Genomic DNA, 13,936 nt, shown 5'->3' with positions numbered 1-13,936 from the left:
TAGTTGTAACCAACTTTGTGGAATACATATATAGGTGTCTTTGACGTCAGTTAGCGTCGTAAAAAAACCCTGGGGAGAATAGTAATGAAACGTACATACCAACCATCCAATAAACGTCGTAAAACCACTCACGGTTTCCGCGCTCGTATGGCTACTAAATCTGGTCAAGAAGTTCTTAATCGTCGTCGCGCTAAAGGTAGAAAGCGTTTGACGGTTTCTACTGGTGGAAAATAACTCTCCACAAGTTATTAAGCGAAGTTCTGAGTTTCTCTCTCTAAAACAAAACGGGAAAAGACACTGGCCTACAAAGTGGTTGCTTCTGAATTATCAGAAGAACCAGGTGGGTCAGTTGCGTTTTGGCGTAACTGCTAGTCGTAAAACCGGCTCGGCCGTTGTGCGCAATAAGTTGAAACGCTGGACGAGAGAGTATTTCAGAAGCTTCCTTGTGGCGGGACATCCCCTTGAAGCTGACATCAATCTCATTTTTAAACCAATGGATGCAAACTTTTACAAAGGCCTCAGTCATGAGGAATTTGTTAAAGCTTTGGACCGGGGTTTGGAAACTCTACGAAAACACCTCTAAGTATATCTTGTGGCTGTTGATTGGAGCTTACCGAACTCTGGGGACCACTCATTTGGGTGGATCATGTCGTTTCGAGCCTAGCTGCTCTGCCTATGCCCTTGAAGCTATAAAGACTCATCATACACACAGTGCTCTGTGGTTAATAACCAAAAGAGTGTGCAAGTGCCGACCGGGGGGACCTTATGGGTACGATCCGGTACCACCTGCAAAGGGAGTAATCCATGCAACAAAAGAATAATCCGTCGTTCTTCGATCCGAAAACCCTTCTTGCTGTTGCCGCTGTGGCAATCGCTTATTATGGCTGGAATACTTATCTGGCTAAAAAGTATCCGAACTATAACAAACCAAAGACTCAATCTGAGCAAACTGTCGGCGCCACATCGGGCGCAACTCCTTCTGAATCGGCCGCAGCTTCTGCAAATACTGTTGATACAAAATCTGAAATCGTGACGGCGCCGGCTGTAGCGAAAGAATTCCACTTTGAAAATGACAAAGTATCTTTCGTTGTAACCAGTTTCGGTATGGGGTTGAAGAATTACACCATCAACAACTATCAGGATAAAGAAAAGAACAATATCAAACTAGGTGTGTCCCAGGCTGATGGTTTGTTTGAAATGCGCTGGGCAGGGGATGTTAAGCCTCTGAATTTTGATCTGGCTGAACAAGCTCCTGGTCATTATATCGGTACCGCGCAAGTTGGTGAAACAGTTGTAAAAAGAGAGTTGAAGTTCAACACCGAAACCTCCTCTTTCACAAACACGATCTCTGTATCAAATCCAACAGAAGAACTTAAAAAGGGCTTCTCTTTATTGATTCCAGAGACTATTCACACACCCGCATCCACTTCCTTCTTGTTCCCTTCTTATGAACATCAGGATTTCTTTGTTACCCACAGCGCGGGTAAGCATGAGACTGTGAACTTCAGTAACTCCAAAGAGAATGTATCAAAGGACTTTACCGGTGCATCTTTGGTTTCTGTGAGCTCTCAGTACTTTGCGGCGGCTATTCTGGATAAGTCTGATGTTATCCCTGAAGTTAAATTGAATGCCCAGATTAACAACAAGACTGCTATGGCGGAGCTAGTTTACAAACCGGCTCAGATTAAGTCTGAAATGACCTTCTCTGAGATCTTCTATGCGGGTCCTAAATCCATTGATGCTTTAAAAGCAGTGGACCCTGAGATGGCTAGCCTGATTGATTTTGGTTTCTTTGGCTTTATCGCTCGTCCACTTCTTTATGTGATGAAAGCGGCCCATTCTGTTGTCGGTAACTGGGGTTTTGCGATTATTATCCTGACCTTGCTGGTTCGTCTGTGTGTGTTGCCGTTTAACATCATGTCCTTCAAATCCATGAAGGCGATGCAAAAGGTTCAGCCGATCATTCAGGGGCTTCGTGAAAAATACAAAGAAGATCCAATGCGTTTGAATCAGGAAATGATGGCTGTGATGAAGCAAAACGGAGCAAATCCATTGGGTGGCTGTTTGCCGATGTTATTGCAGATTCCGGTGTTCTTCGCGCTTTATCGTGTGATCGGTTCTTCCATCGAGCTTTACAATTCTCCGTTCATCTTCTGGATCACGGATTTGAGCTCTCACGATAAGTTCTATGTGTTGCCGGTCTCTATGGCGGTCTTCATGTATATCCAGCAAAAACTCACTCCGAGCACGATGGATCCGACTCAAGCGAAAATCATGGCGTTCCTGCCTGTGGTGTTCTCTTTGTTCATGTTGCAGCTGCCAAGTGGTTTGACTCTTTATATGGTGATCAGCACGTTGTTCGGTATCATCCAGCAGTATCTGATCATGAGAGAACCGAAAGCTGCCACGGCCAAGGCGTAACTGGCCATTTTTGATTTGAATTTTTATTATTTTATATAGGAGGCAAAATGGGTTTTTTTAGTAAGCTTTTCGGGGGAAAAAGCAAAAGTGCTAATAGCGAAGTAGAAGCACTGGTTGAAAAAACGCTTGAGGGAATCATCGAGAAAGCTCAATTTGAACTTTCTTTTGAACTGTCCACCGAAAAAGACGACGACGGTTCGACAACATTGGCTGTTCAGTTTTCTGGAGCCGATGAAGAGATTCTGAAGGATAAAAAAGGACAGATGTTGGATGCTTTCCAATTGTTCCTTAAGCGCGTGATCCAGCACAATTTCCCTGACGATAAAACAAACATCACAGTGGACTGCGGTGGTTACCGCGATGAATCTGCAAATGCTTTGATTGAGCGTGCAGAGAATCTAAAAGCAATCTGTATCGAGCAAGGAAAGTCTGTTTATTACAGAGCTCTTCCGCCGAAAGACAGAAAAGTCGTTCATCAGTACCTTGCCAAGGATCCGCGTGTGAAAAGCCGCTCTTTGGGTGATGGTCTGTATAAAAAAATCAAAATCTATCCTGCAAAAGGCGGTAACGCCAACAGTTCAGGTAATGAGGAAGCGGCTCACGACTAGTGAGCCCAGGTGGGGCCTATGATCCGCGGAGATCGTGATAAGGATACAATTTGTGCGATCTCCACTCCTCATGGAGTGGGTGGAATCTCTGTCATCAGAGTCAGTGGGCCCCAGACTCTTTCTATCGTTTCGAAAATATGCACTTTTTTGCCTGAACATCCTGAGTCTCATAAAGTTTATTTCGGTAATCTGAAAAATGCCCAGACGGGTGATGAGATTGACGAGGTTTTGGCAACCTACTTCAAACAGGGACGCTCTTTCACCGGTGAAGAAGTCATCGAGATTTCCTGCCACGGAAGCCCTCTGATCTGTCAGACAATCTTAAATCAGCTCATTCAATTGGGGGCTCGAGCCGCAGATCGCGGTGAGTTTACCTACCGTGCGTTTATGAACGGTAAGTTGGATCTGGTTCAGGCCGAATCCGTTTTGTCTTTGATCGAATCGCAAAGTCAGCAGGCAGCCAAGTTGGCTCTTCGCCAGCTGAAGGGTTCGTTGTCTGAAAAGCTAGAGAAAGTGGAAGATGACATGACCTGGATTTTGGCGCACGCCGAAGCCAGTATAGATTTTTCCACGGAAGGCATCGAAGTTGTTGAAGACAATGTGGTTCAGGTTCGCCTGCGCAAAGTTGAAGCTGTTTTGAAAGAATTGGTGGCGACGTTTAAAGTTGGACGCCTTCTGAAAGACGGATTCCGCGTTGTTTTGACCGGTCTTCCCAATGTTGGAAAATCCAGTTTATTGAATTTGTTCCTGGAAGATGAACGTGCCATCGTGACCGACATCCCTGGGACCACCCGCGATGTGATTCACGGCGATACCAGTTTTGAAGGCGTGAAGTTTACTTTTGTGGACACGGCCGGCCTGCGGGATCAGGCAACAGATCTGGTTGAGCGCATTGGGATTCAGAAAAGCTATGAAGCGCAGAATGAATCCGATGTGGTGTTCTTCGTTTTTGATATTGAAAAGGGGTTAAGCTCTGAAGAGTTGCTGATCTTGGATTCTTTAGAGCCTCAGAAGACCTATATTTTGGCTAATAAAACCGACAAAATTGGGGGGTCTAAACCCCTGGAAACTGTCGAAAAAGCCCTTAAAAACAGTAAATTTTTCCAAAAAATTGGCGACAGCCCGGCTTTCTTCACAAGAAGGGTGTTCTTTGTCAGCGCTCTTGATAAAAAGGTGCGTTCTGAAGTGCTCCAAAGCCTGGTGAAGGAATTTGCGGACTTGCAGGTGGAAAACACGGTTTTGATTTCCAATGCCCGTCACTATGAAAACCTCAATCGTGCTTTGGAGAACACACAACGTTCTCAATCAGTTGTGGATCAAGGCATGGGCGCTGAGTTTTTGGCTCTTGAGCTTAAAGAAGCTCTCATTGCGATTCACGAAACTTTAGGGAAGCGGTTTGATGATCAGATCATGGACCGAGTCTTTAAAGAGTTTTGTATCGGGAAATAAATATGGCGAATAAAAAGTATGATGTGATTGTTGTCGGTGCCGGTCATGCGGGTATCGAGGCCTGTTTGTCGTCGGCGCGTTTGGGTTTAAACACTCTGATGGTGACCACAAACACGGATCGCATCGGTTATATGAGTTGCAATCCTTCCATTGGTGGTCTTGCCAAAGGGCACATGGTTCGTGAAATCGATGTGCTGGGTGGACAGATGGGTGTTGCAGCTGATGAAACCTGCATCCAATACAAACGCCTTAATGCCTCCAAAGGTCCCGCAGTTCGTGGGACGCGCGTGCAGAATGACAAACATCTTTATTCGCAGTTTCAAAAGAATGCCCTGTTCAATCAACCGAATCTGGAAGTTCTTCAGGGTGAGGTCAAACGCCTGATTCTTGAGAAGGATCTGTGTGTGGGTGTGGTTCTTCAGGATGGCTCTGAAATTTTCGCTAAAGCGACGATCATCACCACTGGAACTTTCATGAACGGAGTGATGCACATCGGTCTTCGCCAGGAGGCGGGTGGCCGTGTGGGTGATAAACCATCCATTGGTTTGTCGGATCAATTGGCTCAGTTCGGGTTTGAAGTAAAACGACTGAAGACTGGGACGCCAGCGCGTCTTTTGAAGGATTCCATCGACTGGTCAAAAACGGTTCCTCAGGGCGGTGATGAAAAGGTTTATCCTTTTAGTTATAAGTCCTCTGACAAACTCAAACTGCCGCAGGTGTTGTGTTACCTGACTCGCACGACGGAGAAAACCCACGAAATCATCCGTGGGAACCTGGATAAGTCCCCGATGTATTGTGGAATTATTGAAGGTGTCGGACCTCGATACTGTCCGTCTATCGAAGATAAGATCACTCGTTTTGCGGAAAGAACCAGCCATCAAACATTCCTGGAGCCGGAAGGTCTTTCCACGGATTTGATTTATCTCCAGGGCATTTCAACCAGTCTTCCGGAAGAGGTTCAGGATCAGTTCTTGAAAACGATCCCGGGACTTGAAAATGTCAAAGTCGCTCGCTATGGCTATGCTGTCGAATATGATTATATCGAGCCCACTCAGATCTGGCATCGACTGGAAACCAGAACGATTCGCCAGCTTTTCCTAGCGGGTCAGATCAACGGCACCTCCGGTTATGAGGAAGCAGCTGCTCAAGGTTTGATTGCCGGTATAAACGCGGCTCATAGTATTTTGGGTCGGGAAGAGTTCATTTTGGGCCGCGATCAAGCCTATATGGGTGTGATGATCGACGATCTTGTGACGAAGGGGACGCGTGAGCCGTATCGTATGTTTACATCTCGCGCGGAGCACCGCCTTGTTTTACGAGAAGATAATACTATCGATAGGTTGAGTGATATCGGTATGAAGTTGGGTCTTGTTCCGGCGGAGTCTTACGAGCTTTTGAGCAAGTTGCGCGAACGCCGTCAGATTTTGCATGATCGACTTCGCAATACGGTTGTTTATCCGACCAAAGATGTGCAGCAGATTCTTGCGACAATACCGACTCCAGCTATGACAAAGTCTCTGACTTTCGAGGAGTTGCTGCGACGCCCTGAGCTTACTAGTTCACATCTGGAACTGCTGAATTTTGAGCTGGATCCGGACCCAAATGTGGTTGAACCGGTCGAGATTGAAGTGAAGTACTCGGGTTATGTAAAGAGACAGATGGACCTGATCGTTCAGTCCAAAAGAATGGAAGAAATGGTTCTTCCAGACGGTCTTTCTTACAGTGAGATTCGTGGTCTTTCTAATGAAGAGAAAGATAAGCTGCAACGCGTTAAGCCACGGACCTTAGGTCAAGCTCAAAGGATAAGTGGTGTTAATCCTTCGGCCATTCAGGCTATAATGATCCATCTAAAAGGTCATAAGAAGATCAAGGAGATGGATCTTGAAGGACAACAAGGAACAGGAAGCGCCGATAATACACTGGCGCATTGATGAGTGGTTTCCCGATTTAAGTCCAGATTTACGAACTAGACTAAAGACGTATCATGAAGAGCTGATTAAGTTCAATCGAACGGTGAATCTTATTTCACCCAAGACGCTCTTCGTGGCCGATGCGCTTCACTTTGCGGACGCCATTCTGGCCTCTCAAGTAATTTATAAGGCAAATCCTAAGATCGATAAGATTTTTGATTTGGGAAGCGGTAATGGCTTCCCGGGGATGGTTTTTGCCCTCTTGTATCCGCAGGTTCAGGTAGTTTTGATTGAATCAGATATTAAGAAGGTTGAGTTCCTAAAGCACCTGGCTTCCTTGCTAAAAGTGTCGAATTGTGCGGTCGAACACAGAACTGTAGAATCGATGCCGGATAACTCTATGCAGTTCGTGATGGCTCGTGGTTTTAACTCTATTTCAAAGGCCATCATGCTTGTGCGCAAAAGCGTCCCAAAGGGTGGTGCTTTTTATCATCTTAAGAGCGAAGAGTGGGGGATTGAGGTGGGAGAAATCCCGACTCAGCTTTGCTCTATTTGGTCGCCTTCGCTAGTGGGGGAATATAAGCTTCCGGTGGGGGCTGTGAAGTTTTCCGTGGTAAAAACGGAGAAAATCGCCTGAATGTTCCACGTGGAACATGTCTAATGACCCCCGGCCGCTGGTTCGGGGGTTTTTTCTTGCCCTAAACCGGCTTCTTTCATTCTTTCTTTTGCATCCCAGGTTCTTTTTGCGTTTCTAAGGCGTTTTTCCGTCTGATAGGAGTCCCACTCCTGGGGATCAGGCCATGGATCACCTTTTTTAAATGCCTTGGAATAAGATTTCTTAGCCTCGCGCTTGCGGGCATCGACTTTTAACTCAAGATACTGCTTTTCCTGCTCCAGCCGGACAATTCTTTCTTTCGACTCGCGCACACGCTTTTGAGCGTACTTTATTTGACCTGTTTGAGGGACTACGTCAGACAATTCCTTTTCGAACCCTTCTAAGTTCTTCTTTTCTGCTTCCAGAAGCTGACTTGTTTCTGCAGCGTTAGCTTGAAGATCATTGAAGATCGGATCCTTCAACTCGGGGTTGGGATCGGGTTTGTTGCAGGCAACGAGGCTTAAACTAAGGATGATCAGACAAATTATTCGCATAAAAACACGTGTTCCACGTGGAACATCGGAAAAAACGCATAAAAACATAAGGTGTGGCGCGAAAAACTGGTCTTTATTCTTGAATGTTCACGCGATTCGAGCGACTTTTTCTACTCAAGGAGGAAAAATGGCAAAAACAATCTGCATAGCGAATCAAAAGGGTGGTGTTGGTAAGACAACGACGTCTGTAAACCTCTCCTCTGCCTTGGCTTCTCTTGGTAAAAGAGTTCTTTTGATCGACATGGATCCACAAGGTAACGCCTCCAGCGGTTTGGGTATCAAAAGATACGAAAGCCAGGATGCGAATAGCTACCATGTGCTTATCGGTGAGAAAACTCTTTCAGAGGCTACTCAAAAAACTTCCAATCCAAATCTGCAAGTATCCACGGCTAATCCTGATCTGGTGGGCGCGGAAATTGAATTGGTTGATATGCCGCAGCGTGAATACCGTCTAAAACAGGCGATTGCCACTGTGGCTGATCAATATGACTTCGTGATCATCGATTGCCCACCATCTTTGGGGCTTTTGACTTTGAACTCCCTGAATGCGGCGGACAGTTTCTTGGTGCCTCTGCAGTGTGAGTACTATGCGCTTGAAGGGCTTAGTCAGCTTTTGAATACGGCAGGACTAATCAAAAAGAATTTGAATCCTCAATTGCATATCGAAGGCATCGTTCTGACGATGTTTGATATTCGAAATAATCTAAGTCACCAAGTTGTGACCGAGATTAAGAACCACTTTGGCGAGAAAGTATTCAACGCCATCATTCCAAGAAATGTACGCCTATCCGAGGCACCAAGCCATGGTCAGTCCATCTTCGAATACGACAGCAAATCCATTGGCGCAACCAGATACCTAGAGCTTGCCCGCGAAGTGATCGCCCGTTCCGAGGTGAAAACGACGTCCGAGGCGGCTCCACACGCAGAACAGATGGCATAAGAGGGGAATAATAAATGTCTGATATTGCTGTTGAATCCTCAAACAATAAGAAAAAGGGACTGGGCCGAGGCCTTGGTTCCTTGTTGGGTGGGCCAGCTCCGGCGGCCGAAGCTCCAGTGGCGAAGTCCCCAGCTGCACCTATTAATAATGTGAACTCCACGCCAGCTCCTGCACCAGCAGCTGCGCCTCAGGTAGTCGCAACACCCGTTGCCCCTCCCGTAGATCCTGAGAGCAAAATCTGGAAGGTTGCTATCGACAAACTTTCGCCAGGCCAATATCAGCCGCGTAAGCAGTTTGATAAAGAACCCCTGCAAGAGCTGGCTCAATCTATTAAAGAGAACGGAATTCTTCAGCCAATCGTGGCGCGCAGAACCGCTTCCGGAAAACTGGAAATTGTCGCAGGGGAGCGTCGCTGGAGAGCGTCCCAACTGGCGGGCTTGCATGAAGTTCCAGTTATCCTGAAGAATTACGATGACAAACAAGCGTTGGAACTGGCGATTGTTGAGAATATCCAGCGTGAAGATTTGAATCCCATTGAGGAAGCAGAAGGTTACTCCCGTCTGATTTCTGAATTTAAATTGTCGCAACAGCAAGTGGCTGAAAAAGTAGGCCGTGACCGTGCGACGGTAGCCAATGCGGTTCGTCTTCTTTCCTTGCCAGAGCCGGTGAAAGAAATGATCTCCGGAAACGAACTTTCCGTCGGCCACGCCAAAGTTCTTCTTTCTTTACAAGATCCAAAGAAGCAGATCGAATTTGCGAAGAAAGTGCTGAACGAAAAAATCGCGGTTCGGAAGCTTGAAAAAATGGTGCAGGCGGTCGTAAAGGGCCAAGAGGAAGTTGAAGAGGCGCCAACTTTTGATTCTAATGTAACCCAGCGTTTGATTTCTGGTTTGAGCGATGAGCTTCAGAAAATGCTGGGAACAAAAGTGAACATTGATTATGCCAATTCAAAAGGTAAAATCAGCATTCATTTCTATTCCGATGACGAACTAACCAACTTGGTAGATAGGCTTAAAGAAGGATGGCAGTAGGACTTTCCCCCGCACTTCAAGAAGATCTTCTTTCTGGTCATGTGACAGCGATCCTTGACCAGGGGACCCATTTCGAAGGAAAGCTCAGCTTCGAGGGGACTGTTCAGATCGGCGGAGACTTTAAGGGGGAAATCTTTACTAAGGACACCATCGTGATCAATGAGGGGGCCTCTGTGACCGCCCAAATTGAGGCCGACACCATCGTTATTTCCGGCCGGGTAGAGGGAAATCTCTTTGCCCGCCGCAGGGTTATCATGCACCCTCCCGCTATATTCAAAGGCACCGTAACATCTCCAAGTCTACGCATTGATGAAGGGGTTGTTTTTGAAGGGGCTTCATACATGCCTAAGTCTTAGGCAGTCCAACATTATCAGTTAGAAATACGCCTTGACCTGTTCTGTCCCCCAATGCTAATCCCGAAGGTCAAAAAATCAGTAGGGATTTCAACCAAATGGACATTTTTGGACAACTAGGTATCAATACCACAGCAGTCATTCAGTTTGTGCTCTTTGCAATCGCCTTGATCTTCTTGAGCAAGGTTGTATTCGCTCCTTATGCTCATGCATTGGAGGAAAGAGAAAGAAGAACCAAAGGCGGGGAAGACCTTGCCCTTGAGTACCAAAACAAATCCATCGAATTGCAGACAGAATACGAAACAAAAGTGCGTGATCTGAATGCTCAGATGAAATCCATCATCGATGCTGCGAAAACTCAGGCAACAAAAGACTATGAGTCTTTGGTTTCCAAGGCGCGCACAGAGTCTGAAGCTCTTGTTCAGAACAATAGAACAAAAATCACCACAGCGGTTTCATCTGCGGCAGCGGATTTGAAATCTCAAACAAATGCTGTGGCAATGGCAATCACTAGCAAGCTTCTTGGTAAATAAGAGAGACACACTATGAAATTGATCTTGAATCTTATGGTATTGTTGGCTCCTGCGGCTGTATTGGCAGCGGGTGGACATGGTGGTGAGGGTATTCCTAAGGTAGTCATGTATCAGGCGATCAATGTTGTGATCCTTGTTGCAGGTCTTATTTACTTCACTAAAGACGGTATTGTTTCTTTCTTCGCGGGCAGAAAAACAGCTTATCTTGAGGCTGCTCAGAAATCTGCTTTTGCGCGTGAGCAAGCTGAAAAAGAATTTGTGGATATCAAATCCAAATTGGCAAATTTGGATCAGACTCGTGAAGAGAACCTGCGCAAAGCACAGACTCATGCAGAAGAGCTGAAGAAGCAAATTTTGGACGAGGCTGCTGATGTATCCAAGCGCATTCAAAACGATGCGGAACTGACTGTGAAGTTGGAAGTTCAGCGTGCGCAGAAGGAACTTCGTTCTCAGCTATTGAAAGATTCTGTCGAGGCGGCTCGCATCGTTTTGACGAAGGATCTTGGGTCAGCAGATCAACAAAAATTGCAAAAAGATTTCATCAACAACGTTGGAGTGTAAGCCGATGAGAGTCAGCGAGATTTCCAAAAGATACGCGAAAGCCCTTTTGGCTGTAGCAAAACAAAAAGGCATCCACTCCCAGGTATTTGGGGAACTGCAAACACTGGTACAGTCTTTTGCGGCCGATGCATCTGTAAAAAATTATTTCGAAAATCCCATGGTCAGCTCTGATCAAAAGGTTGCCGCAGTAAAAGCGGCTTTGTCAGGCAAAGGTGTGTCTGAAGAAGTCGTAAATACACTGGTTCTTTTGGCAGAAAAAAACCGCATGGACATCCTTGGCCAAATGGCGATCGCCTTCCGCGATCTTCTTGATATTGAAGAAGGTGTGACACGCGGTGTGGTTCGCTCTGCTCAGCCTTTGACCGCTGATGCGCAAAAAGAGATCGAACAGAAAATTAACAAAGTTTTGAATAAGAAAATCGTTCTGACGTACGAACAGGATTCCAAACTGCTTGGGGGCGTTGTTGCCTCTGTAGGCGGCTGGACTTTCGATGACAGCATCGACACACATCTTAAAAAATTGAATGAAGAATTAAACAGGAGAGCCAACTAAAAATGGAAACACAAATCCGTGCCGACGAAATCAGTCGCGTTCTCAAAGAGCAAATCAATCAATACAACAAAAAGATTGAAGTAAGTGAAACAGGTAGCGTTCTTTCCGTAGGGGACGGGGTTGCTCGTATCTATGGTCTTGAAAATGTAATGACTGGTGAACTTATCGAGTTCCCAGGTGAAGTTTTCGGGATGGCTTTGAACCTTGAAGAAGGTCACGTTGGTGCCGTTCTTTTCGGTGAAGACCGTCTTATCAAAGAAGGCGACGTTGTTAAGAGAACTAAGAAAATCGTTTCCGTTCCAGTTGGTGAAGCGCTTCTCGGCCGTGTTGTTGACGGTTTGGGTAACGCCATCGACGGCCGTGGTCCTATCAACACTCCTCACAGCCGCATCGTTGAAACAAAAGCTCCTGGTATCGTTTACCGTCACCCGGTTGAAGAGCCTCTTCAAACAGGTATCAAGGCGATCGACGCCCTTGTACCAATTGGACGTGGTCAGCGTGAGTTGATCATCGGTGACCGTCAAACTGGTAAAACAACTATCGCAGTTGACACTATCATCAACCAAAAAGGTCTTGGTGTTCAGTGCTTCTACGTAGCTATCGGTCAAAAGCAGTCCACAGTTGCCTTGGTTGTTGAAAAACTTCGTGCAGCGGGCGCTCTTGAGTACACTACTATCATCGCGGCCAACGCGTCTGACCCAGCTCCGCTTCAATACTTGGCGGCGTACACTGGTACAGCTATGGCGGAATACTTCCGTGATACTGGCAGACACGCTTTGATCGTTTACGATGACTTGACGAAACAAGCACAAGCTTACCGTCAATTGTCCCTGCTTCTTCGTCGTCCTCCAGGCCGTGAAGCTTACCCAGGCGACGTATTCTATCTTCACAGCCGTTTGCTAGAGCGTGCATCCAAATTGTCTGCTGATAAAGGTGGCGGTTCTTTGACTGCTTTGCCAATCATCGAGACTCAAGCGGGTGACATCTCTGCTTACATCCCGACAAACGTTATCTCCATCACTGACGGTCAGATCTTCCTTGAATCCGACTTGTTCTATAAAGGTATCCGTCCAGCGATCTCTGTAGGTAAATCCGTATCCCGCGTGGGTGGTGCCGCTCAGATCAAGGCGATGAAACAGGTTGCCGGTTCCATGAAACTTGAGCTTGCTCAGTTCCGTGCGATGGAAGCTTTCGCAGCGTTCGCTTCTGACCTGGATAAAGCGACTCAACAACAGTTGGCTCGTGGTCGTCGTTTGGTCGAAGTTTTGAAGCAGCCTCAGTATCAACCGGTAAAGGTTGAAGAGCAGATCGTTATGATCTTCGCAGCTTCCAATGCCTTCGTTGATAACTACCCAGAAACTGATGTTAAGAGATACGAAGCTGAGATGATCGAGTTCTTGAAAAACAAGCATGGCGACATCTTGAAAACTATCTCTGAGAAGAAAGCTATCGGCGACGACACTAAAAAAGCGTTGTTGGCGGCTCTTGAAGAGTTCAAAGCGATCTTCCAACCTTCTAACAAGTAATTTGGTGCTTAAATGGCAAGCTTGAAGGATATCCGGGCTCGAATTGAGTCCACTAAAAACACCCAGCAGATCACGAAAGCGATGAAGCTCGTGTCTGCTGCGAAGTTGAGAAAGGCGCAGAATAACATCGTTAATATGCGTCCTTATGCTCTGACTTTGCGTAAGGTGATTGCGGATATCGCTGTGACCAACAAAGTGTCGCATCCGTTGATGGAGAAGAAAGAACAAGTAAAGAATGTTTTGCTTGTTGTTATCAGCTCTGATCGCGGCCTGTGCGGCGCTTTCAACAGCAATATCAACAAATTCACTGAAAACTACTACAAAGAGAACAAGGACAAAGTCGAGAAGATCGACTTCCTGTTCATTGGCCGTCGCGCTCATGACTACTTCGTAAGAAGAGACATCAAGCCTGTTGATTACATCACCAAGCTTGATAAGGACATCTCCTATGAGCTGGCTTCCAAGGTTTCAAATCGTATTTTGAACGACTACCTTGAAGGTAACTACGACGAAGTTCGTATCGTTCACAACGAATTCAAATCTGCGATTTCTCAGGTTGTTGTCTGTGAAACAATCCTGCCGATCGATATCGGCATGACGACTTTCAACACGCAGCCAGAGAAAGCGAATGATTTTGCTGTGGATATGATTTTCGAACCGGCTCCAGAGAAGATCATCAAAGAGCTTCTTGAAAAGCACTTCGAACTTCAGGTTTACAGATGTATGTCCGAGTCCGTAGCGGGTGAACATGGTGCTCGTATGAGCGCGATGGAGAACGCGACGAACAACGCGAAAGAGATGATCAACAAACTCACTCTGACGTACAACAAATTGAGACAAGAAAAAATTACTACAGAATTGACTGAAATCGTATCGGGCGCAGAAGCGCTTAAATAGGGAGC

General features: G+C 46.2%; 17 protein-coding genes. 16 read left to right on the top strand and 1 reads right to left on the bottom strand.

Annotated features, from left to right (window positions below):
• Positions 1-84: 84 nt before the first annotated feature.
• From rpmH to rsmG, 8 genes are read left to right on the top strand one after another with little or no spacing between them, the layout of a single operon-like run.
• Positions 85-234, top strand: a complete 150-nt coding sequence (rpmH, locus tag ACZ5ZZ_RS17565) for a 50S ribosomal protein L34 (RefSeq protein WP_262555132.1) — start codon at positions 85-87, stop codon at positions 232-234.
• Positions 224-583, top strand: coding sequence for a ribonuclease P protein component (gene rnpA / locus ACZ5ZZ_RS17560; protein WP_262555134.1), 360 nt, complete (start codon positions 224-226; stop codon positions 581-583). The genes rpmH and rnpA overlap by 11 nt, the downstream gene beginning before the upstream one ends.
• Positions 498-821 (top strand): membrane protein insertion efficiency factor YidD, encoded by a 324-nt coding sequence (gene yidD, locus ACZ5ZZ_RS17555; RefSeq protein ID WP_464119146.1) that lies wholly within the window; start codon positions 498-500, stop codon positions 819-821. The genes rnpA and yidD overlap by 86 nt, the downstream gene beginning before the upstream one ends.
• Positions 805-2,421, top strand: coding sequence for a membrane protein insertase YidC (gene yidC, locus ACZ5ZZ_RS17550; RefSeq protein WP_464140696.1), 1,617 nt, complete (start codon positions 805-807; stop codon positions 2,419-2,421). The genes yidD and yidC overlap by 17 nt, the downstream gene beginning before the upstream one ends.
• A gap of 47 nt (positions 2,422-2,468) precedes the next feature.
• Positions 2,469-3,029, top strand: coding sequence for a Jag family protein (locus ACZ5ZZ_RS17545; RefSeq protein ID WP_464119142.1), 561 nt, complete (start codon positions 2,469-2,471; stop codon positions 3,027-3,029).
• A gap of 18 nt (positions 3,030-3,047) precedes the next feature.
• Entirely contained in the window at positions 3,048-4,478 is a 1,431-nt protein-coding gene (gene mnmE / locus ACZ5ZZ_RS17540) for a tRNA uridine-5-carboxymethylaminomethyl(34) synthesis GTPase MnmE (protein ID WP_464140694.1), read from the top strand.
• A 2-nt stretch (positions 4,479-4,480) separates the two neighbouring features.
• Positions 4,481-6,409, top strand: coding sequence for a tRNA uridine-5-carboxymethylaminomethyl(34) synthesis enzyme MnmG (gene mnmG / locus ACZ5ZZ_RS17535; RefSeq protein WP_464140692.1), 1,929 nt, complete (start codon positions 4,481-4,483; stop codon positions 6,407-6,409).
• Positions 6,360-7,025: a 16S rRNA (guanine(527)-N(7))-methyltransferase RsmG gene (gene rsmG, locus ACZ5ZZ_RS17530; protein WP_464140690.1), complete on the top strand. Its 666-nt coding sequence runs from the start codon at positions 6,360-6,362 to the stop codon at positions 7,023-7,025. Before mnmG ends, rsmG begins: the two co-directional genes overlap by 50 nt.
• A gap of 20 nt (positions 7,026-7,045) precedes the next feature.
• Here the strand turns inward: rsmG and ACZ5ZZ_RS17525 are convergent, their stop codons facing one another.
• Positions 7,046-7,537, bottom strand: coding sequence for a hypothetical protein (locus tag ACZ5ZZ_RS17525; protein WP_464132595.1), 492 nt, complete (start codon positions 7,535-7,537; stop codon positions 7,046-7,048).
• A gap of 127 nt (positions 7,538-7,664) precedes the next feature.
• On the opposite strand from ACZ5ZZ_RS17525, the gene ACZ5ZZ_RS17520 reads away from it, so the two are divergent.
• The 8 genes from ACZ5ZZ_RS17520 (at position 7,665) to atpG (ending at position 13,931) form a co-directional block, all read left to right on the top strand.
• Entirely contained in the window at positions 7,665-8,477 is an 813-nt protein-coding gene (locus ACZ5ZZ_RS17520) for a ParA family protein (protein ID WP_464119133.1), read from the top strand.
• 14 nt (positions 8,478-8,491) lie between these two features.
• Positions 8,492-9,508 (top strand): ParB/RepB/Spo0J family partition protein, encoded by a 1,017-nt coding sequence (locus tag ACZ5ZZ_RS17515; protein ID WP_464140688.1) that lies wholly within the window; start codon positions 8,492-8,494, stop codon positions 9,506-9,508.
• Positions 9,499-9,864, top strand: a complete 366-nt coding sequence (locus ACZ5ZZ_RS17510; protein WP_262555149.1) for a bactofilin family protein — start codon at positions 9,499-9,501, stop codon at positions 9,862-9,864. The genes ACZ5ZZ_RS17515 and ACZ5ZZ_RS17510 overlap by 10 nt, the downstream gene beginning before the upstream one ends.
• A gap of 95 nt (positions 9,865-9,959) precedes the next feature.
• Positions 9,960-10,394, top strand: a complete 435-nt coding sequence (locus ACZ5ZZ_RS17505; protein WP_464140685.1) for an ATP synthase F0 subunit B — start codon at positions 9,960-9,962, stop codon at positions 10,392-10,394.
• 12 nt (positions 10,395-10,406) lie between these two features.
• Positions 10,407-10,955, top strand: a complete 549-nt coding sequence (locus tag ACZ5ZZ_RS17500; protein WP_464140682.1) for a F0F1 ATP synthase subunit B family protein — start codon at positions 10,407-10,409, stop codon at positions 10,953-10,955.
• 4 nt (positions 10,956-10,959) lie between these two features.
• Positions 10,960-11,508 (top strand): ATP synthase F1 subunit delta, encoded by a 549-nt coding sequence (atpH, locus tag ACZ5ZZ_RS17495; RefSeq protein WP_464119126.1) that lies wholly within the window; start codon positions 10,960-10,962, stop codon positions 11,506-11,508.
• Between the two features lie 2 nt (positions 11,509-11,510).
• Complete coding sequence (gene atpA / locus ACZ5ZZ_RS17490) at positions 11,511-13,034, top strand: F0F1 ATP synthase subunit alpha (protein ID WP_464140680.1); 1,524 nt, start codon at positions 11,511-11,513, stop codon at positions 13,032-13,034.
• Positions 13,035-13,046: 12 nt separating this feature from the next.
• The gene (atpG, locus tag ACZ5ZZ_RS17485) at positions 13,047-13,931 is read left to right on the top strand and encodes an ATP synthase F1 subunit gamma (protein ID WP_464119123.1); all 885 of its coding nucleotides are present in this window, start codon (positions 13,047-13,049) and stop codon (positions 13,929-13,931) included.
• Positions 13,932-13,936 lie beyond the last annotated feature (5 nt).

It is taken from the genome of Bdellovibrio sp. HM001, from assembly GCF_055397275.1.
Note: the sequence above shows the minus strand (reverse complement) of the source record. Positions and strands in the feature narration are given on the sequence as shown.